Annotated in this window: 17 protein-coding genes, 1 tRNA gene and 2 pseudogenes; 6 read left to right on the top strand and 14 right to left on the bottom strand. The window is 68.6% G+C overall.

Going from position 1 to position 20,218, the window contains the following annotated elements; genetic code table 11:
* The first annotated feature begins 8 nt into the window (after positions 1-8).
* From ACWGPE_RS08305 to ACWGPE_RS08295, 3 genes are all read left to right on the top strand, one after another.
* Positions 9-82, top strand: a tRNA-Ile gene (locus ACWGPE_RS08305).
* Positions 83-347: 265 nt separating this feature from the next.
* Entirely contained in the window at positions 348-902 is a 555-nt protein-coding gene (locus ACWGPE_RS08300; RefSeq protein ID WP_231431123.1) for a TetR/AcrR family transcriptional regulator, read from the top strand.
* Positions 899-2,725, top strand: a complete 1,827-nt coding sequence (locus ACWGPE_RS08295; RefSeq protein WP_452048489.1) for an alpha/beta fold hydrolase — start codon at positions 899-901, stop codon at positions 2,723-2,725. The genes ACWGPE_RS08300 and ACWGPE_RS08295 overlap by 4 nt, the downstream gene beginning before the upstream one ends.
* Positions 2,726-2,844: 119 nt before the next feature.
* Here the strand turns inward: ACWGPE_RS08295 and vanX are convergent, their stop codons facing one another.
* The 5 genes from vanX to ACWGPE_RS08270 form a co-directional block, all read right to left on the bottom strand.
* On the bottom strand, positions 2,845-3,504 hold the full coding sequence (gene vanX, locus ACWGPE_RS08290; protein ID WP_231431121.1) for a D-Ala-D-Ala dipeptidase VanX: 660 nt from the start codon (positions 3,502-3,504) through the stop codon (positions 2,845-2,847).
* Entirely contained in the window at positions 3,501-4,571 is a 1,071-nt protein-coding gene (gene vanA / locus ACWGPE_RS08285; protein WP_231431120.1) for a D-alanine--(R)-lactate ligase, read from the bottom strand. Before vanA ends, vanX begins: the two co-directional genes overlap by 4 nt.
* Positions 4,564-5,532: an NAD(P)-dependent oxidoreductase gene (locus ACWGPE_RS08280; protein ID WP_374201164.1), complete on the bottom strand. Its 969-nt coding sequence runs from the start codon at positions 5,530-5,532 to the stop codon at positions 4,564-4,566. The genes vanA and ACWGPE_RS08280 overlap by 8 nt, the downstream gene beginning before the upstream one ends.
* A 438-nt stretch (positions 5,533-5,970) precedes the next feature.
* Positions 5,971-6,303 carry a pyridoxamine 5'-phosphate oxidase family protein gene (locus ACWGPE_RS08275; RefSeq protein WP_231431118.1) on the bottom strand — a complete coding sequence of 111 codons (333 nt, stop codon included), beginning with the start codon at positions 6,301-6,303 and terminating at the stop codon, positions 5,971-5,973.
* Positions 6,304-6,363: 60 nt separating this feature from the next.
* Positions 6,364-6,630: an SHOCT domain-containing protein gene (locus tag ACWGPE_RS08270; protein WP_231431117.1), complete on the bottom strand. Its 267-nt coding sequence runs from the start codon at positions 6,628-6,630 to the stop codon at positions 6,364-6,366.
* A gap of 458 nt (positions 6,631-7,088) precedes the next feature.
* Here ACWGPE_RS08270 and ACWGPE_RS08265 point away from each other — a divergent pair, with 458 nt between their 5' ends.
* Positions 7,089-8,537, top strand: a complete 1,449-nt coding sequence (locus ACWGPE_RS08265; protein ID WP_452048488.1) for a flavohemoglobin expression-modulating QEGLA motif protein — start codon at positions 7,089-7,091, stop codon at positions 8,535-8,537.
* Between the two features lie 35 nt (positions 8,538-8,572).
* On the top strand, positions 8,573-9,532 hold the full coding sequence (locus tag ACWGPE_RS08260) for an ATP-grasp domain-containing protein (RefSeq protein WP_231431115.1): 960 nt from the start codon (positions 8,573-8,575) through the stop codon (positions 9,530-9,532).
* Positions 9,533-9,669: 137 nt separating this feature from the next.
* Here ACWGPE_RS08260 and dinB read toward each other — a convergent pair whose 3' ends face one another.
* The 4 genes and pseudogenes from dinB to ACWGPE_RS08240 all read right to left on the bottom strand — a co-directional run bounded on the left by dinB (position 9,670) and on the right by ACWGPE_RS08240 (position 13,048).
* Entirely contained in the window at positions 9,670-10,866 is a 1,197-nt protein-coding gene (gene dinB / locus ACWGPE_RS08255) for a DNA polymerase IV (RefSeq protein ID WP_231431114.1), read from the bottom strand.
* A 91-nt stretch (positions 10,867-10,957) separates the two neighbouring features.
* Positions 10,958-11,536 (bottom strand): low temperature requirement protein A, encoded by a 579-nt coding sequence (locus ACWGPE_RS08250; protein WP_452048487.1) that lies wholly within the window; start codon positions 11,534-11,536, stop codon positions 10,958-10,960.
* 133 nt (positions 11,537-11,669) lie between these two features.
* A pseudogene (locus tag ACWGPE_RS08245) lies at positions 11,670-12,122 on the bottom strand (low temperature requirement protein A); the annotation flags it as partial.
* Between the two features lie 35 nt (positions 12,123-12,157).
* Complete coding sequence (locus ACWGPE_RS08240; protein WP_255679938.1) at positions 12,158-13,048, bottom strand: AraC family transcriptional regulator; 891 nt, start codon at positions 13,046-13,048, stop codon at positions 12,158-12,160.
* Positions 13,049-13,400: 352 nt separating this feature from the next.
* Here ACWGPE_RS08240 and ACWGPE_RS08235 point away from each other — a divergent pair.
* Positions 13,401-14,323, top strand: a pseudogene (locus ACWGPE_RS08235) (S1C family serine protease).
* Between the two features lie 11 nt (positions 14,324-14,334).
* On the opposite strand, the gene ACWGPE_RS08230 reads toward ACWGPE_RS08235, so the two are convergent.
* From ACWGPE_RS08230 to ACWGPE_RS08210, 5 genes are all read right to left on the bottom strand, one after another.
* The gene (locus ACWGPE_RS08230) at positions 14,335-16,536 is read right to left on the bottom strand and encodes a multicopper oxidase family protein (protein WP_452048486.1); all 2,202 of its coding nucleotides are present in this window, start codon (positions 16,534-16,536) and stop codon (positions 14,335-14,337) included.
* A gap of 378 nt (positions 16,537-16,914) precedes the next feature.
* Complete coding sequence (locus ACWGPE_RS08225; protein ID WP_275505841.1) at positions 16,915-17,661, bottom strand: hypothetical protein; 747 nt, start codon at positions 17,659-17,661, stop codon at positions 16,915-16,917.
* Positions 17,662-17,702: 41 nt separating this feature from the next.
* Entirely contained in the window at positions 17,703-18,911 is a 1,209-nt protein-coding gene (locus ACWGPE_RS08220; protein ID WP_452048485.1) for a globin domain-containing protein, read from the bottom strand.
* A 4-nt stretch (positions 18,912-18,915) separates the two neighbouring features.
* Entirely contained in the window at positions 18,916-19,320 is a 405-nt protein-coding gene (locus ACWGPE_RS08215) for a group I truncated hemoglobin (protein ID WP_231431108.1), read from the bottom strand.
* Between the two features lie 54 nt (positions 19,321-19,374).
* Complete coding sequence (locus ACWGPE_RS08210) at positions 19,375-20,142, bottom strand: zinc-ribbon domain-containing protein (RefSeq protein ID WP_231431107.1); 768 nt, start codon at positions 20,140-20,142, stop codon at positions 19,375-19,377.
* Positions 20,143-20,218 lie beyond the last annotated feature (76 nt).

Here is a 20,218-nt window from a genome sequence, read left to right as displayed (position 1 = left end):
CGGCGCGCGGGGCGGTAGCTCAGCTGGTCAGAGCAGTGGACTCATAATCCATCGGTCACGGGTTCAAGTCCCGTCCGCCCTACCTTAATCGACATGATCAGGGTTTCTTGCCTCGAACAGAGGGGAGGGACTGGCATTCGCGCTTGTCCGCCGAGTGTTCGGTCGAGCGCGCCATGGTGGTGCGTCTGGTGCGGTGGTCGGCCGGACTCGACCGGTCTGGCAGCACTCTCGACCTGTCCGGCACTCCTGGGCCTTCTCTCGGCGATTGCAGAAAATATGTAGACCGGTCTATTATTTACGTCATGGCATCCAAAGGAGACCTGACGAAGGCACGGCTCGCAGCATCCATGCTCGAGCTCATCCAGACCAACGGCTATAGCGGCACCGGCCTGAACGCGGTGACTGAACATGCTGCAGCCCCCAAGGGCTCGATCTACTTCCACTTCCCCGACGGGAAGGAGGGCTTGGGGGTCGCAGCGGTCGAACTCGCCGAGAAGCAGTTCGAGACGCTGATCGTGGAGGCGGCAGGGTCCGAGGGCGGTGCGGGCAAGGCCGTTCGCGCCGCGATCGAGACGCTGACGGCCATCGTCAGCGACAGCGGCTTCCGACTGGGATGCCCGGTCTCCGTCGTCACCCTGGAGATGGGCGCGGAGAGCGAGCGACTGCGGCATGCCTGCGCCACGGCCTTCGAATCGTGGATCGCCCCGACGTCTGCGCTGCTCGAGGCCAACGGCATCGACGCCGTGGACGCCCGGTCCCTGGCGACGGTCGTCGTCTCGACGATCGAGGGGGCGGTCATCGTCTCTCGGGCCATGCAGAGCACACAGCCCCTGATCTCAGCCGCCGACGTCGTGGCAGAGCTCATCGACCAGCGCTGCCAGGCCGTTGGCGGGGCGCGATGACACCGCATGAGAACTCCCGTCACGCCTTGGTCTTCGGAGCTTCGGGACTGGTCGGCCGGCACCTCGTCCTGACCCTTGCCGAGGCGGGTGCGAACGTCACGGCGGCAGTTCGGACTGCAGAATCCGGTGCGCGTGTCGAGCGATGGCTCAGGAAGCACGGCGTGACACGGAACATCAGCACGACGATCGTCGACTTCGATGCTCCTGAGATCGTCGCGGGAGGCCCATCGACGCTCCCGTTCGTCACCGAGATCCACAACTGCGCCGGGACCTACCGATTCGGGATGACCGCCCACGAAGCACGCAGCGCGAACGTCGGCATCGTCGAGAAGTTGCTCGACTTCGCAGAGGGCCTCCCTCACCTGCAGCGCGTCGTCCACATCTCGGGCTACCGCGTCGGCGGACAGGACCCCACGACCGTCCCCTGGTCGGACGACCACCGCGCCGCGGCCTACAAGGAACTCGGCGCCTACGAAGCGTCGAAGGTGGAATCGGACGCGATCTTCCAGGCCCGAGCCCTGGAGCGTGGACTTCCCTGGACCATCGTCAATCCGTCCAGCGTGATCGGCGACAGCCTGACCGGAGAGTCCGATCAGCACATCGGACTGGCCAGCACGATCGAACAGATCTGGGACGGCAGCGCGGCCGCGCTGCCCGGCGGCGAAGCGACCTTCCTCCCGGTCGTCACGGTCGACTATCTGACGGCCTTCATGGCGGCGGCAGCCATCGATCCGTCCGCTGCGGGCAAGGCCTACTGGGTGCTCGACGACGACACCCCGCCGCTGGCGGAGCTGCTCACGCACGTCGGCCGGCATCTCGGTGCGAGAGTCCCGCCGGTGCGGATCCCGGTCGGTGTCATCCGACGGCTCCCGCAGCGGATCACCAAGGCAGATCCCGAAACACTCACCTTCATGTCCGCCGACCGCTATCCGACAGAGCCCGCCATCGAGCTCGCCGACCGACACGGGATCCCGATGCCCGATGTGCGGGTGTCCCTCGAACGGTGGGCCGACTACCTGGCCGCGCATCGATTCGGCGCCGTGACGACCGACGGGCGTCGATTCGTCGACGCCGGCGGCGTGAGGACATTCGAGCTGGGCGTGCCCGGGTCCAGCCGGGTACTCCTTCCCGGCTTGCCCGTCAACGCAGACACGTGGGCCGAAGTGGCGTCGGGCGTCGGCGCGCGGGTCGTTGACCTTCCCGGACTCGGCCTCAGCGGTGGAACAGGCATCCAAGACTGGGAACAGTGGCTTCCCGCTGTGCTGGGTGGGAGGCCTGCTGACGTCGTCGGCCATTCCATCGGCGCTGCTGCCGCAGTGGTCGCGGCCGACCGGTACCCGGCGCAGGTCGAGTCACTCACGCTGATCGCACCATTCTTCCTGCAAACCCCGATGCGCGCGTCGGCGAGACTGCGCCCGCTCGTGCGCACCTACTTGCGACACACCGACCCGGCACGGCTGTCGCACCGGCTGACCGGATCGGACGCGAGCGCGGCCGCGCTCGAATCCAGCGTCAGCGACCTCCGACGACGCAGCGCCAAAAGGGCAGCCGAGCAACTCAGTCGTGCGGGATCGACGCAGTGGCGGGCCGAACTCGTGGAAGCGCTCGGTCGGTTCAGCGGCCCGGTCCGCATCATCACGGGAAGCGATGACCCCCTCACCCCCGCCGCGGTCGAACAGCTCGCAACGCGTACGAACGTCGAGCTGATCTCGGTAGCGGGCGCCGGGCACCATCCGCAACTGACCCACCGCGATGCTCTCGTCGAGCTGCTCAGGTCGACGCCCGCATCGACAATGCAGGCCAGGAGGCGACTGCCGGCCTGATGCAGTGGCGACGTCAGCTCCACGGACACCCCGAGCTCTCCGACCGGGACGCACGGACCGCGGCCCGACTCTTCGTTGCGGGTCCACGTCCCGCCCGCCCCTGCCGTCAAGCAACGTGATCAGCGATTCTTGCCTCGGATCGAGAGCGTGGAGACGATATCGTTCACGCCCTGCCTGATCGGAAAGTCGAAGTACGTGTCGGGAAACGGTTCGTCACGAAGCGTGTAGTGCCACCACTCGGTCGCGTAGGAGCTGAAGCCGCTGCTCTCCATGATCGAGCGCAGCTGACGTCGGTTTCCGGCCTCGGTCGCGCGAATGCCGACGGCGTCATGGTGAGAGAGCGAGTCCATCAGATCGTGGTCGCCGCCCATGGCGACGAGTTCGCCGGTCGAGAGGTGGAAGAGCGTCAGGTCGACCGTGCTGCCGCGGCTGTGGCCGGACTGGGTGGCCACGTAGCCGAGCTCGAACATCTCGGCTCGCTCGATGTTCGGGTAGTGTCTGCGTTTCGTGCGGCCGTCTTCGGGTTGCTGCGCCCAGCGCAGAAAGTCGTCGACGGCACGCTGTGGCCGGTAGCCGTCCCAGAGCAGCAGGCCGAGGCCGCGGGCAGCTGCGGCTTCCCGAGCCAGCGCCAGGCCTGTGCACAGCGCCGTCGTGCCGACGATGCGATTGGCGGAGTAGCCGTCGACGGGCTTGCCGATGAAGTTGTCCCAGGTGGCGTACTTCGCGTCCCAGCGGATGCCGGGAACGAACTCGTCCACGAAGACGAAGTCGTCGATCATCCTGCCGCTTCCTCCAGTGCCCCGGGGTCCGCTGCCGCCCGACGCACGGCGAACGACACCAGCAGATCGATGACCGCGCCGAGCGAGAGCCCGGCGGCGGCCATCATGCGCGGGTACCGGCTGTACGAGGTGAGCCCGGGCAGGGTGTTGACCTCGTTGAGCACGACCTCGCCGTCGTCGGTCAGGAACATGTCGACCCGCGCGAGGCCGCGGCATCCCAGTGCCCGGTAGATGGCCTTCGCCTTCTCCTGCATGAGCACTCGCGTCTCGTCGGGAATGTCGGCGGGAACCACGACGGCCGAGTTCTCGGAGCCCGCCTCGGGCGCGCGCTCCTGGTGGATGCGGAAGAAACCGTGCGACAGGCGGACCTGATCGACCTCACCGACGATCAGGCCGAGGTCGTGCTCGAGCACCGCGCAACCGATCTCGCTGCCGGCGACCGCCTGCTCGATCAGCACTTTCGAGTCGTACTGCCGGGCGTCGTGCACCGCGGCGGCGAGTGCAGCATCGTCGTCGACCCGGCTGACGCCGAACGACGACCCCGATCGGGCCGGCTTCACGAACACGGGGTAGCTCAGGCCGTCGAGGTCGATCTGCCCGTCGGCCGTGAGCGTTCGGAAGGTCGGCGTCGCGATGCCGGCACTGCGTACGACGAGGTAGGCGAGCGATTTGTCCATGCAGAGTGCGGAGCTCGGGATGTCGCAGCCCACGTACGGGATGCCCGAGAGTTCGAGCAGGCCCTGGATTGCGCCGTCCTCGCCGAGCGTGCCGTGCAGCAATGGCAGCACCGCATCGAGGTGGATGGTGGTGATTCGGTCGTCCTGCTGCACCAGGAGTCCGTGCACGCCGCGGTCGGGCGACAACGACGCCGTGCGGCAGTCGCCGCTCTCCCAGTCGGCGGCGGGGCGCTCGCACAGCTTCCACTCGCCACTCGTGGTGATGCCGACGAAGAACGGCTCGTACTGCTCGAGATCGAGGTGGCGGGCGACCTCCTGCGCCGACTTGACCGAGACGGGGTGCTCTTCCGAGGCGCCCCCGAAGAGGATCGCGATGTTCAACTTATCCATGCTGTGTTCCTCCGAATGCGATGCAGTTGAGAATGGTGTGTTCGACCGTGTCGGCGAGGGCGCGCTCGGTGAAGTACGCCGTGTGCGGCGTGATCAGCACATTCGGATGCCGCTGGAGACGCACGAACAGCTGGCTTTCGATCGGCCGACGCCGACGATCGGCGTAGAAGATCCCGTCCTCCTCCTCGACCACGTCGAGCGCTGCGCCGCCGACGGCACCGCACTCGAGCGCGTCGAGCAGCGCTGCGGTGTCGATGAGCGCACCTCGACCGGTGTTGACGATGACCGCACCGGGTTTCAGCTGGGCGATCCGCCGGCGATCCAGCAGATGTCGCGTCTCCGATGTGAGCGGCGTGTGCAGGGTGATGAGGTCGCTCCGTTCGAGCAGCTCGTCGAGCGGCACATGGTCGGCGGGCGTCTTGGGGTTGCGGTCGTACGCGAGCACGCGGCATCCGAAGCCGTGCAACCGCTGCATGACGGCGGCGCCGATGCGACCGGTTCCGATCACTCCGATGGTCAGGTCGCCGAGTTCCTTGCCGCGTACGACGTTGAGCCTGAAGTCATTCGCCTCGGCGCGGATGACGATCGAGCGAGCGTTCCGCAGCGCCATCAGCATCAGCATCAGGGTGTAGTCGGCCACGCCGTCGGGAGCGTAGTCGACGCCTTCGACCGTGATGCCGAGGCTCCGCGCGACGTCCAGATCGATGTGGTTCCGTCCAGCGCTGCGTGTCGAGATGTACTCGACGCCGGCATCGCTCAGCAGGCGAAGCGTGGCGTTCGTGACCGGAGTCTTGTGGCTGACGCTGATGCAACGGTTGCCGAATGCCAACCCGACATTGTGTTCGGCGATCGCGGCGTCGATGATCGTCGGAATGACGCCGAAGCGAGGCGCCGCCTCACGGAAGGCTGCCGCCTCGTCGGAGGAGCAACCGTAGATCGAGATGCCCGTTCGCGCGACCACGCGATCGGCACCGTCGAGCGCATCACTGCGGGCGGCGCCGCGGATGACGCGACCGGCACCGTCGTCGGCCGACGAGTACGAGGGCGCCCGGGATGAGATGCCGGGTGGTGCTGTTCGAGTGCGCTCGTGGTAGGCCATTCCACCAGTCAAGGCAGGCGGCTGTTGTCAGGGCGTATCCCGATTTCGATATGCCCGCGATATGCAGCGCCGGAGCCGTACGCGGAGCACGCACGCGGTCGGACAGGGTTCATGATGCGGTGGTCGCGCTACCCGGGGCCGGTTGGTCGACCTCTGGCAGGTCAGGCGTGTCGACGCCGTGGCTCGATCACTGCTCCGGCGCCAGGGTCACATTGCCGGCGCCGGCCTCCATGTTTCGCTGCAGTTCCCAGATCTGGTAGCCCACCATGTGCGTGTGCACCTTCGGGTTGGGGGTGACCTTCACGAAGCAGACGCGGGTATCGCCGCTTTCTTGCGCCCGTGCAACTGGATGGTCGCGGGTGGAAGAAACGTGAGCGTGGATCGTTGAATCGGGATCACCATCGATACCCGGGGGTCCGAGGCGATGTCGCGCGCTTTGAGCAGGTGGCGTCTGGTCATGGCGTACAGGGCGAAGGGTTCGCCGGGGCGTGTTGTTCCGTGACTCACGCCAGCAGAGTGAGGGGCTCCGTCCCGTCCGACCGTGGAGAGCACGGCGAAGTGTTGCCGACGGATCTGCTCGAGCACGATGTGCGGCGTCACCCGGGTGTCGCTGAGGTCGTGTTGGCTCGTCATGGTCGTTGCCAGGTTGGAAGCAGTCGCGCGGCCGGTAGTGCGTCGAGTGGATGGCAGCGGTCAACTCCTGCGGCGACTGACGTCAAGGGTCTCGAGCAGTTCCCGGAACTGATCCGGTGTGATTTCGCCCTTGGCAAGCCGATCCTCCAGTATCCGGCGCGCCGAATCGAACTCGGCTTGACCCCATCCGGCGGAAGGATGGCTGCTTGTTCTCGTTTCTCGCACGGAGAAGACGATGGCCACGACGATGCCCGCCACAATCAGCAGCGGTATCAGAACTGCCGGGATCCACATCCACCATGCCCCGTACCCGTAGCCCCACATCATCAGGCGAACCTCCTTCAGATCACGATGGCTCCTTCAGTAAACCGCCGCGAGGTGGTCGCGATAGGGTACTTCGACCCCTGGAAGGATCTCGCGGAGCGTCTCGTAGGGCGAGGCGTCGTCGAGTGGTGCGTCAGCCGATCGAGCGCGCACACCTGCGACCAGCCGGGTGGCGAGGCGCAGGATTCATCATCGGCGCAGATCCGATCTCGTGTTGTCGAAACCCTGCCCGACCCGGAGAGCGGGCGTTCGCAACCTTCGAAAGCAGGTCCCCGAACGACCCGCCACCCCGCCGCATAATGCACCTCGGGCCAGTAGGCAAGGCCTCGACGCCGCGACGGCGGCACGCCTACGGTCAGATCATCGAGCGAAGGGAGTCGCCATGTCAGACGCCGAGATGACCCCGTCGCGAACGGCTGACGACCCGATGGGGAGGATCGACGACCGCCGCACGTCGAGAGGTGACGTCGCTCCTCCTACCGAGACCCGGATCGAAGACGAGACCATCGGGATCGATACTGGGTCAGCTGGGGCCGAGAGCCCGGGGGACGACGATGAATGAGCGCTCGGATCGGCCCGACGACAGCGCCGACATCGTGAACCCGGAGAATCTGCCAGCGCCGGTCGAGCCGGTCGAGCAGGCTGGTGCCGCCCGCAGCGATATCGCAGCGGCTTCGGCCCCTCGCCCTGATGATTCAGACCCGCCTGCTGACGACCATGCTCGTGAGACGTCATCGGCGACCGAGCAACTGGCGCCCGCGTTCGACATCGACGCCCGGCTCACCGAGATCGAGCGCCAGGTGAACCTGCTCGTCAACATCACGCCGCTCAACGCGGCGGAGGCATGGGCGGACTTCGAACGCAGCGACTTCGGCACGGCCCCCACGCTGCGACTGCGGCCGTTGGACTTCGACCCGGACCTGGCCCAGCGCGACCTGTACGATCTGGAGATCGAGAACGTCGACGACCCGGCACTGCACACGCTCTTCCGGGCGAAGCGGGACGAGATCGCCCGGCAGATCACCGCGTTGGAGGACCGCGACACCTCACGGTTCCTCTACGGGTCGCTCCAGCTCTACGGAACGGTGGCTCCTCCGCTGGCCGCGGCCGCGGCGGAGCTGCTCGAGACCATCCCCCCGCAGGCGCCCAGCACCCAGACCGTCACAGCCGGGGCGTTCGCCGACGCCGCCCGTGCGGAATTCGAGCGCTACCGCGCCGTGTACCCGGACTTCCCGGTCCGCGTCGAGGTGCGGGACGACATCTCCGAACTGATGGTGTCGTTCGGCCGCCTGCTCATCCCGGAGACGGCCGCCTTCCGGGCCGACCGGGTCGAGCCGTTGCTGCACCACGAGGTCGGCACGCACGTGGTCACGTACCAGAACGGTGCCCGGCAGCCACTGACGCTGTTGACCATCGGCCTCCCGGGCTACGACGAGACCCAGGAGGGCCTCGCCGTGCTCGCCGAGTACCTGACCGGCGGGTTGGACCCGCGGCGGCTGCGCGTGCTCGCGGCTCGGGTGGTCGCGGTCGGCAAGATGCTCGACGGCGCCGACTTCCTGGACATCTTCGAGTCGCTGCGGGCCGACCACCGCATACCGACCAGGACCGCATGGTCCATCGCCATCCGGGTCGTCGTCGGGGGCGGCTCGGTGAAGGACGCGATCTATTTGCGCGGGATCACGCGCATCCTCGACGCCATCGCCGAAGGCCGCAGCCTGGACGTCCTGCTCATCGGCAAGCTCGCGTTGGACCACATCCCCCTGGTGCAGGACCTCCTCGACCGAGAGGTGCTCCACGAACCGTGGGTTCGGCCACGCTGGCTGGACGTGCCCGGTGCACACGAGCGTCTGGAGCGGTTGCGCGCGGGTGCGACGGTCACCGACCTCTACGAAGGAGACGTGGCGGCATGAGGCTCGCATTCGTCGTCAACGACGTCGACACCGAGGTGGACGAGTACACGACCACCCGACTCGCCAGGGCCGCGGCCAGGGGCGGGCACGAGACCTGGTACGTCGGCGTCGGGGACCTCGAGCTCGGCAGCAGCGACGGACTGTTCGCGGCCAGGGCCCGTGCCGCGAGGTGGAAGAGCGACGACACCCTCGCGAGCTTCATGGAGGGGATCAAGTCGCGCGACGCCGAGCGGATCGTCATGGACGAGCTGGATGCGCTCGTCCTCCGCAACGAGTCGATCGACGACCTGCAGGAGCGCGCGTGGGCCAGCCCGATGGGCGTGGTCTTCGGACAGATGCTCGCGGCCCGAGGTGTGACGGTCGTCAACGACCCGAACACCCTCCATCGAGCGACCAGCAAGCTCTACCTGGAGGAATTTCCCGAGAGCGTCCGGCCACGGTCGCTGGTGACACGAGATCCGAAGGCGATCGAGCGGTTCGTCGATGAAGTCGGCCACTGCGTCGTCAAACCGTTGTACGGGGCCAAGGGCCGCAACGTGTTCATGATCGAGGGCCCGGGGGAGACCAACCTCGCGCAGATGACGGAGGCCGTCCTGCAGGACGGCTACGCCATCATCCAGGAGTTCATCGACGGCGCCAAGGACGGCGATGCCAGAATCTTCCTTCTGGAGGGCCGCATCCTCGAGCGCGACGGCATGCCGGCCGCCTTCCGACGAGTGCCCACGGGCAACGACCCGCGCGCCAACATCAGCACCGGTGGTCGGTCGGTGCCCCTCGAGGTGGGCGAGGCCGAGCTCGGCATCGCCGAGGCGATGGGCGACAAGCTCGTCGCCGATGGGCTGTTCCTCGTGGGCATCGACGTGATCGGCAGCCAGGTGGTGGAGATCAACGCGGAGAGTCCCGGCGGGTTCCAGAGCATCGAGCGGCTCTACGACATCGATATCGCCGAAACCGTCATTGAAGCCCTGGAGCGCCAGGTGAGCCTGGGGTCCTGAGCCGTACCGCCGAGCGTTCGGCCGCAGGGGCGCCGCAGTTGGGGCGAGTTCGAAGGTCTGCAGCATCTCCCCGAGGTACTCGCGAGCGGCTTCCAGGATCGCGTCCGGCGACTCGACCTGCGGGCGTTCGGGAGCGGTCACTCGTGTTCGGGCAGCAGCGGCGGAGACCATCCCGGATCGCGACCGAGCTGCGCCGCTCGAGCGACTGATTCAGCACCGAAGCGATCGCGAACGGCGTCGAGCACCGTGTCGAGGCGCCCGCCGTCGTCCCAGTCGATCGGCAGTTCGGGTTGACGGCTGTCGCCGCGCGCCAGCTGCGTCAGCGAGACGCCGATCAGGGTGACGCCGCGCTCGGCGATCTCGGGGAGCGCGCCCGCCAGCAGCTCTTTCGCGACGGCGAGGAGCACCGCGGTGCGGTCGGTCGTGGATCGGATGGTCCGCGATCGGGTGGCCTTCGCGAAGTCTCCGAAGCGGAGGCGCAGTACGACAGTGCGGCACACCCGGTCGCCGTCGCGGAGGCGGCGGGCGAGCCGGTCGACGATCTGGGTGAGGATGAGATCCAGTTCGTCGGCCGTCCGCGGGCGACTGCCGAGCGCGCGCTGCGAGCCGATCGAGCCACGGCGGCGCGTGGTGTCGACCGGGCGCGGGTCCCGGAGGCGGGCGAGCGCGTGCAGATGCGCGCCGGTCGCCTTGCCCAGGAGCCGCTCCGCGGTCGCGGCTTCGAGCTCGGCCAGCTGCCCGACGGTCGTGATGCCGAGCCGGTGCAGCTTCTCGGCGGTCACGGCACCGACGCCCCACAACCGTTCGACGGGCAGCGGGAGCAGGAACGCCTGCTCCTGCGCGGGCTCGACCACGAGCAGGCCGTCGGGCTTGCTGACCGCACTCGCAACCTTGGCGAGGAACTTGGTCCGCGCGATCCCGACCGAGATCGCCAACCCGACCTCCGCACGAACTCGCGCACGCAATCGCACCGCGATCTGCTCAGGCGTGCCGGCGATGCGCCGGAGGCCACCGACCTCGAGGAACGCCTCGTCGATCGAAAGCCCCTCCACGAACGGGGTGGTGTCGCGGAAGATCGCGAACACTGCTCGGCTCGCCGCCGAGTACGCGTCCATCCGCGGCGGGACGACGACGGCGTCAGGGCACAGCTCGCGCGCCTGCCGACCACCCATCGCGGTGCGCACCCCACGAGCCTTCGCCTCATAACTCGCTGCGAGCACGACACCGCCGCCGACGATGACGGGCAGGCCGCGCAACCCCGGAGCGTCGCGCTGCTCGACGGAGGCGTAGAAGGCATCGAGATCCGCGTGCAACACGGTCGCCTCGCCCCGCATGCCGCCCTCTCACCGCTCGTCGTTCCGCCGATCGTCGCACGCACCGACGACATCGGAGCCATCGGCGAGGCCCCGGTGTGCACGCCCCCGTTCAGGCCGATGTCGATCGATCGCCCGAGCCGCAGTGCCGCCTGGATCCGCGAGACATCGATTCCAAGCCGAGCGCGCCGACGACGACCAGCGAGACGACCGCCAGCGCTCCGAGCGCCGGCAGGGCACCGAGCAGTGGCACGATCAGCACCGACGCGACCGCGCCTGTGAGGCGCACCGCGTTCGTCTCGCCCGTCGTCCGCCACCGGAACCAGACCGTCGCCGCCAGATAGCCGGCGGTGCCGCCGCCCAGTGCTGCCGCGTTGAACCACCCGAGCGGTGCTGCCGAGCCGACGTGCGCGAGTGCTTCCTCGATACCGAGTGCCGCGAAGACGATGCCGGCGACGATGAGCAGGTGCAAATAGGTGTAGGCATCTCGTGCAGTCCTGGCCCGGTCGCCCTCGTCGCGACGGGCGAGTGCTCCCTCGGCATCGTGGGCGAGTCGGGAGAAGTACGCCCACCAGAATCCGGCCGCCACGACGAGCGCGCACACGATGCCGAGCAGGATGGGAAGGTCGATCGGCTCCTGGGCGACGCCGGCTCCGATCGCGATGATCGACTCGCCGATCGCCAGGATCACGATCAGCCCGTGTCGTTTCGGTGAAGTGCACCGTCGAACCGACCCGCCAGTCCACGCCGCTGCTCATGCGGTGGGTGACGACGGGTTCGATCACGACGGCGGCGAGCCACAGGCCGAGCTGCCACCCGCCGCCGATCATCGCGCCGGCGATGAGCAGGACGCCTGACGGTACAACGGCGAGCAGCGAGGTGAGGAACGCCCGGCGTCGCAGCGGCCGCGCCGAGACCACCGCGAACGCGAAGATGTGCGTGATGCGCGCGAGGAGGTATGCGCCGACGAAGACGAGCGGCGCGAACAGACCGCCGCGCAGATCGTGGTAGGCCTCCAGAACCGTGACGCCCACGATCACCATCGAGCCCATTGCGACGAGCATCACGGCGCGCACCCAGCCCTGGTCGGCATGTGCGAGGTTGGCGAGCCACCCGTATGAGTTCCACGACCACCACAGCAGCGCAAGGATCGTCATCGCCTGCACGACCCCGATGAGGTCGTGCTCCTGCGCCATGAGGCGACTGAGCTGGGTGAACGCGAAGACGAAGGCGAGGTCGAAGAAGAGCTCGAGGGTCGTGACCCGGTCGCCCTCCATGCTTCGCACGGCGGTCAAGGTCGAGGTGCCGCGGATCATCGTGCGCCTCCCGCTTCGTTCAGTCGCGCGGCATCCTGCGACGGAGCGGCACCGAAGCGGCGACGGTAGTCGCGGCTGAACTGCGACGGACTCGTGTAGCCGACCGCGCGAGCCGCGCCGGCGACGTCGCCGGGCGTGGCGACCAGCCGGATCCGCGCCTCCTGCAATCGCACCTGCTTCTGATATTCGATCGGGCTGAGGGCGGTGACGGCGCGGAACGCGCGATGGAAGGCCGACTGGCTCATTCGGGCGAGATCGGCGAGCTCCACGACCCGGAACGGTTCCGTGTAGTGCTCGCGGATCCATCGCACCGCGTGGCCGACGCGACTCACACCGCTGTCCGCGAGGCCCAGGTCGCGGGCCGAGACGCCGTGTGGGCTGCTCAGGACGAGCCAGTGCAACTCCCGTTCGATGAGCGGTGCGAGCACGGATCGGTCCGCCGGTCGTTCGACGAGGCGGACCATCCGCCCGACCGCGTCGATCAGGTCCGGTGAAGCGTCTCCGACGGAGATCCCGGTGCTGCCGCGATCGCGTTCGACGGGAGGGCGCGGCATCGTGTTTGCCTGGAGCAGCAACTCGGCGATCAACGCAGGGCGGAGCGTCAGCGCGAAACCAAGCGCTGGAGACTCGGGCGTCGTGTCGACGAAGTGCCCGCTCACGGGCAGGTCCACCGATGCCACGAGGCACTGGCCGGCCGCGTAGTCGTGCACCTGGTCGCCGACGGCGAGTCGCTTGGCGCCTTGCGCGAGCAGCACGAGCACGGTGCCGGTCGTGCTGAGTTCCGGCGGTCCGCTGTGCTCGATCTTGGAGATGACCGCCCCGTCGACGATCGGTGTCGCCTCGCCGGCGTGTTTGGAGATGAGGTCGCGTACGTCGTCGAGTCGCATGCCGGAATTGAAGCAGGATGCCGGCCCGGTGCGCACCCGATTCTGCTGATTCGAGCAGGATCGGGCAAGGACTCGAGCGAATGGATCAGCTTCGTCGGTGTTCTGCCGACGTTCGTTTCGCGGAGCGGAGAGCCGGGCGCGGAGTTCGTCGCGTGCGGGGCGACGGCCGCTGGCGCGGATCCGCCCCGGTGATGGAACCGAGTGGATCGACGTCTGACCGAGCGAACGGCTCGCGAGGAACGAGGTCGGGCCGAGCGCTTTCGGGTCGTTCGATCGCGTGTCGAGTTCGGCGTCCGCTCCGCCGTCGGCGAACAGCGGCGGAACGGCGCCGACGCGGGGCGAGACTTGCCGCATGGACGACAGCGAGGCGCTCGACGCCTATTCCGCCGCGGTCGTGCGCGTGGCCGAGCAGGTGCTGCCCGCGGTCGCCGCGGTGAGCGTGCGCACGTCGGCGGGTTCGGGAGCCGGCAGCGCTACGGTGATCAGCGCCGACGGGCACCTGCTCACCAGTGCGCATGTCGTGGCCGAGGCATCCACCGTCGAACTCGCGTTCGCCGACGGGCGAACCTCTGACGCGGGCGTCGTGGGTGCCGACGTGCTCTCCGATCTGGCCGTGCTGCGCGCGCTCGGGCCGACGCCGGCTCCGGTGCCGCTCGGCGACGCGTCGCAACTGCGGGTCGGGCAGCTGGTGGTTGCGCTGGGTAATCCGAGGGGGCTTGCGGGCAGCGTCACGGCGGGCATCGTCTCAGCCCTCGGGCGCTCGCTTCCGACTCGCTCCGGGCGGGTGATCGACGAGGTCATCCAGACGGATGCCGCCCTGAATCCCGGGAGCAGCGGGGGTGCGCTCGCCGACAGTTCAGGTCGGCTCGTCGGCGTCAACACGGCGGTCGCGGGTATCGGCCTCGGACTCGCGGTGCCGATGAACGCCAGCACGCTCGCGATCATCGAGACCCTCACGACGACCGGTCGCGTGCGCCGCGCGTGGCTCGGGATCGCCGGCACGAGGGTCAGGTTGAGCCCCGACGCGAGCGACCGCATCGGATCGCCGACCGGCATGCAGGTCATGTCGACCATCGCGGGCAGTCCGGCCGCCCTCGCGGCGCGAAGGCTGGCGACATCGTGATCTCGATCGACCGCACGCCCGTCTTCGATCCGACCGGCGTGCAGCGGCTCATGGTCGAAGCGGCGATCGGCCGGCGCATGGAGATGACCGTGCTGCGGAACGGCGCGCTCGTCGACCTGGTCGTCTCGCCGGAGGAACTGCGGGTGAGTTGAGGGACGGCTCGTCAGGCGACCGGACGTGAACCGTCGGGCGCCGCGCGATGTCGGACTCCGCCGCCCTGCATGACCTGCACGCCCGGCTGCCCGTGCTGTTCGGGGCCGACGCGATACGGGCGCATCATCTCGTTGTCCTCGTGTTCGACGATGTGGCAGTGCCAGACGAACTGTCCAGGACGTGCGAACCGGAGCCGCACGCGGGTGACCTCGCCGGGATAGGAGATCACCGAGTCCTTCACGCCGGTCTCCCACGGCTCCGGGGGACGCATCGAGCCGGCCGGCGTCACGGGCACGGCGACCTCACCCTCCTCGTCCAGGACGAGCCTCTCGCGGCCGACCACTTCGAAGGCGACCTCGTGCACGTGCATCGGATGCGCATCGCCGGTCGTGTTCACGAACTCCCACACCTCGGTGGCGCCGACCTGCGGATTCTCGGTGACGTCGTCGTCCCAATCGAGCGGGACCGGCACGCCGGCGTCGACGACGCCGAGGACCGCCTCCGTCGGGCCGTCGACCGGACGACCGCCAGCATCGAATCCGATCGCGGACTTCTCGATGAGCGCGAGCGACCGGGTAGACGTCTCGGCCGGCAGAGGCGTTCGCGCTGGGAGTACCAGGTATCGGGGCGGGGTCGTCGGATCGGGCGCGACCGCCGGGACGACCCGGAACTGCATGACCTGCCCCGTCGAGGCGGCGTCGGAGGGATCGAAGTCCACGCCAGGGGTTCCGCCTCCGAACGGCTCGTCCGGACCGACGTTGCCGAGGACGTACGACCCGAGCGGAACGCCGGTGAAGTCGACGATGAGGTCCGCGCGCTCGGAAGGCCCCATGAGCAGCCGGCCCGCGTGATCGGCCGATAGGTTCACCGGCCCATCGAGGTATCCACCCTCATTGCCGATCTGCCACACCTCGAGACCGGGGATCGCCGAGAAGTCCAGGATCAGGAACCGCGATTGGCATCCGTTGAGGAACCGCAACCGGTAGCGACATTGCTCGACGACCTGGAACGGCCACGTGTTGCCGTTGGCGATGATCATGTTCCCGAAGAACTCCGGGTTCCAGATCGGGGAGAACTCGCCCGCGGGCAGGTAGTCGCCGACGATGCCGTCGAAGAGGGCCCGCGTGTCCGGGTAGAACAAGGATCCGTCCTCGTCGAACGAACGGTCCTGCACGGCGATCGGGATCTCGTGGTACGTCTTGTTCGCCGGGAATTTGTCGCCGTCCTTCGGTGCCGGCCCAGGTAGCACGGCGGTGGTCCCGAAGCGGCCGTCGAGGATCGCGTCTGCGCCCTCGGGCCCGCCGCGTACGAGGAAGAACCCCGCCGGACCTGCATAGACGTTGAGCCGGGTCATTCCGAGTGTGTGGTCGTGAAACCAGAGGGTCGATTCGCGCTGGTCGTTCGGGTAGTCGACGACGGCATAGCCGGTGCCCCAGGCCACCGCGTGTTCGCTGCCCGCCTTGCCGGCGAAGAACTCGTACCACGTGCCGTCCGTCGCGAAGCCTGCGGGGATGTCGTCTGCGGCGGGCAGATACCACGCCTCGGGGTATCCGTCGCTCTCGTCACCGACGCCGACTGCGCCGTGCAGGTGCGTGACGATCGGCACCGGTCCGTCGTAGGCGTTCGGCGTCGTCTCGAACCTCGGCCGCGAGTCCCGTCCGGTCGCACCGCCCGGCGGGTTCGCCCAGTGCAACGTGGGATCGACCGGCAGCAGGTGCGGCAGGAACCGCCTGTCGTCATCGACGAGCTCGTTGATCCACTTCACCCGAACCGGCCGATTCCACTTCGCCTCGATCGTGAGCGAGGGAGCGTGGTGCACCAGCAGTCCCTTCTTGCTCGTCGAGGCGACAGCGCCGTACCCCCATACGGTGGTGGCCGGCATGCCGGCGGGGAGGACCTGCTGAGTGAACTGCCGCACCGAGATCTCGTAGGAGTCCGCGTTCTTGCCGCCACGCATGGCGACGGTGCCGGCCCGAGGCATGACCGGCGGGATGAGCAACGGTGTTCGGAACTTCGGCACGTCGGCGGGTGCGAGGGCGCCGCCGGGGACGTGTGCCACCGCGACTCGGATGCCACCCGGCATCACGGCGTACAGCATGAAGCCCGCTCCGACGGCGCCGGCGGCCGTGATGAACGCGCGGCGGCTCAGCCGCAGGCTCGTGCTCGTGCTCGTGCTCGTGCTCGTGCTCGTGCTTGTGCGACGGTCATCCATCGATCCCACCTCGCGCCTGCTCGTGACGCCCTGCGCTCCGAATGCCCGCCCCCCACTGGCCGTCTCGTATGCGAGACATGCTCAGTTTGGCGCAAGCACCGTCTCGCTGCAAGCACGCGACGGAGGGATTCGCGGTGGCCGACGCCGAGTCCGCAGCATCCACCCGTCGATGGATTCGAGCGATGAGACGCTGCCACCCATCCGTCCTCGGCGCGCGCCGTCGCTTCGCTGACGCGCCGGTGGCGCTCGGAGACCGTGCGCACGCGAAACGCATCGGCCTCGACGACGACGAATGCCATTCGATCTACGCGCGTCGGGGGAGCGGCGCACCCCGACGTTCGCAGATCTCCGGGGCGAGGTCGTCGCGAGGCCGCCGGATCAGGGCTTGATGTACGTCTGTCGCTGCAGAGCGGGTTCCGGCGGCACAGCAGGGAGCCAATCGGGTTCTTCGTCGGTGACCTCGTCCGCGTCGGCGACATCGTCGCCGGCCGCCGGTGCAGCCGGTTCGCCTGCGGGTTGCGGCAGGGCGCCGAGCCGGTCGACCTGTTCGGCCAGCGCCTCGAGCACCGAACGCAGTTGAACTTGCGCGACCTGAGCGTATGTGCGCACGTACTCGATCTCGGGCATCGCCGCCTGCGGCGAGGGCGCCGGCGCCGGCCCGGTGGCTCCGGCGGCCGCATGGGCGTCCTCTGCACGTGCGGCACGCTCCAGCACGTCGCGGTACTCCTCGCGGGCCGCGAGCACGAGTTCGCGCGCGTACTGCTCGGCGTCGGCAACGGCCCGGTCGGCGATCGTCTGCGCCTGCGAGAGCAGGTCGACGGCTCCGAGGGTGACTTCTTCGTCGAGCTTCGCCTCAGCCGTAGCGCTGAGTCTCGCGTTCTCTGCGCGAAGTTCCTCGAGCTCTCGGCGATCCCGTTCCGCCGCCTCTCGGACGACGTCGATCGCCTCGTTCAGTTCGACGAGGAACGCGTCGATCTCGGCGCGATCGTAACCGGCGCCGATGTGCCGGACCGCGAACCTGGCAGAGTCCGTCTTGGGCAGGCGGGCGACGGCGCGCGCGAGATCGATCTCCTGCGCAGGACTCGACTCAGGTGCTGCAGGCGTCGACGGGATCGCCGTCGGCATCGGTACGAAATCGGATTGCGGCTCATTTTCAAGATCGGGAGTCATCGGGCACTTCCCATTCGTTCGGCGGGCAACCCGGACGGCTGCCCATCTCGGATGTCGTGACGTTCTTCCGGGCGCTCCTCCTCGAGCGTCGCGAACTGCTCGAACCGGAGATCGCCCGACGCGACGCCGGCGCCGCGGAGCCGTGCGAGCGTGTGCTTGACCATGGCGGGGGAGCCGCAGACCATCGCGAGGGCATCGGGGCGGACGCCCTCTGCGACCGCGGCATCGCCGACCAGCCCCTTCTGCCCGGGGTAGCTCGGATCATCGGAGACGACGGGCGTGTAGGTGAACCACGGGCGTCCGGCGAGGCTCTGCAGCAGACGGTGCTCGTACAGGTTCCACGGCACGCGTGCTCCGTGGAACAGGTGGACGCGAGGAGCCTGGCCGGTCTTCTGCCAGTTGAGGTCGATGCGCTCGAGGTGCGCGCGGAGCGGCGCGAACCCGGTGCCTCCCGCGACCATCAGCAGTTCACGGTGGTGCTCCTCGGGCTCGAGCGTGAGCTCCCGCCCGACCGGCGCCCCGAGCCGCAGCACGTCGCCGGCCTTGAGCTTGCGAACGATCGCGCTCGAGACCTGGCCACCCGGTACGAGCTGCACGTGGAACTCGAGCGTTCCATCGGCCCGCGGCGCGTTCGCGATGCTGAGGTAGCGCCACAGTCGTGGCGCATGCGCCGTTTCGACCGCGACCGACTGCCCGGGTTCGAAGGTCAGCTCGGGTTCGGGGCGCACCTGCACGACCGCGAGCTCCATGCTCTTTCGCTCGACGGCGATGACATGACCCTGCCAGGACGCCGGACTGTCGTGTTCGGAATCCTCGGCCGCCTGCACCATGACGGTGGCGATCAGGCCGTAGGCCGCGGCCCAGTCCGCGGCGAGCTCAGCGGTCCACTGGTCGCCGAGGAAGTGCTTGAGCGTCGTCAGCAGTGAGAGACCGACGGCGTCGTAGTGCTCGGCGATCACCTCGAAGCGTCGATGATCCCGGCCGAGCTGCTGGATGAACGCGGTCACCTCGTCGAGCTGGTCGACGTTCGAGACGATGCGGCCCAGCGCGCCGACGAGTCGGTCGCGCTGGGTCGCCATCGACACCGGGAACATGGCCCGCAGCTCGGGGTGCGTGTAGAACAGGTGCGAGTAGAAGAAGAGCGGCACCTCGTCGCCGAGCGACTCCGCCAGCGACCAGGTGTGCTTCAGAGCGGCGGTGTCCAACGCGTCACTCGTGCGTCGAGGTGACCTCGACGATGTCGGGCTGGGTCGCGGCGACCGCGCTCACCGTGCGATCGATGATCTCCGACGGAACGCCGGCGTCGGTCAAGGCGGTCACCAGGTGACCCGCGACAGCGGCGAAGTCGCCCGCCGAGATGCCCATGTTCGCGTGGGCCTTGCGGAGATCGCGGCCCTCGTAGACGACCGGACCGCCCATGACGGTCGAGACGAGCGCGACCTGGTGCCGCTTGAGGCGGACCATCTCGACGCCGTCGAAGTAGCGCACGAGGTTCTCGTCGCCGAGCACCAGTTCGTAGAAGCGGTCGACGACCGCGCTGATCGCGGGGGCGCCTCCCACCGCTGCGTAGTCGCTCAGGGCTTCGGGCTCGGTCTGGAGGCTGGGGGAACTCATCGTCGGGTCCAATCGTCGGCCGGTAGGGGGGCGCTCCATTCCTAGCAGACGGAGTCAGGCCGAATCAAAGCCCGAGCGCTGAACGCCGACCAGGATCGCGTCGACGGCGGCGTCGCCGCGGATGCGTCGCATCATCGCGACCACGTCGTCGGCGACCTCGGCCGTGAGGCGTGCACAGACGATGCTCGTGGGCCCGAGCGGGCCGAGCCCGCCGCCGCGAACTCGGATGACCCGCCAGCCGACCTCGCCCAGCGCTTCGTCCTTCTCGAGGTCGGAGGCCTCCTTCAGCCCGAGGTGCGCTCGGCGCGAGCGGCCCGGGTCGTCGTACTCGACCGCGATGCGCAGTTGCGGCACGATGATGTCGGGCCAGACCTCGGTGCGGCCGAAGAACGTGCGGGCGACCCGCACGGCGTTGACCCGGTGATGCAGCCTGATGCGTTCGCCGAGGAGCGCTCGCAGCCGCTGCTCGGTCATCGACGTGCGAGTGCGGAGCCCCGGGTTCATGAACGCCACACCCGCCTCCCGGAGGGCTGCCGGTGCGTGCGCGTTCGTTCGGCACTTGGTGCAGCCGGTGCCCGTGAGCTGGTCGGCGACCGAGGCCCGATAGCGATCGTGACCCCGATCGCAGCGCCACTCGTACTCGGCGCCGAGACGCGTCTCGGTGGCGAGGCGGGCTCGTTGCGCCGGCGACACGCGCCTGAGGAGTTCGGCACGCGAGCGCTGGGTCTCGGCGATGAGCATGCACAGCGGGCAGGGACGGCCGATGACGTGCGCATCGTCGGCCGGTGCACCGTGCCCGCAGCGGAACCTCACTGCGACCACGGAGACCGCTCCTCGTTCGTCATGACCATGAGTCTCGTTTGCGCCGCCGACATCCGATGTCGGCGGCGGCCACGAG

This window comes from Agromyces sp. NPDC055658, from assembly GCF_053618155.1.
Note: the sequence above shows the minus strand (reverse complement) of the source record. Positions and strands in the feature narration are given on the sequence as shown.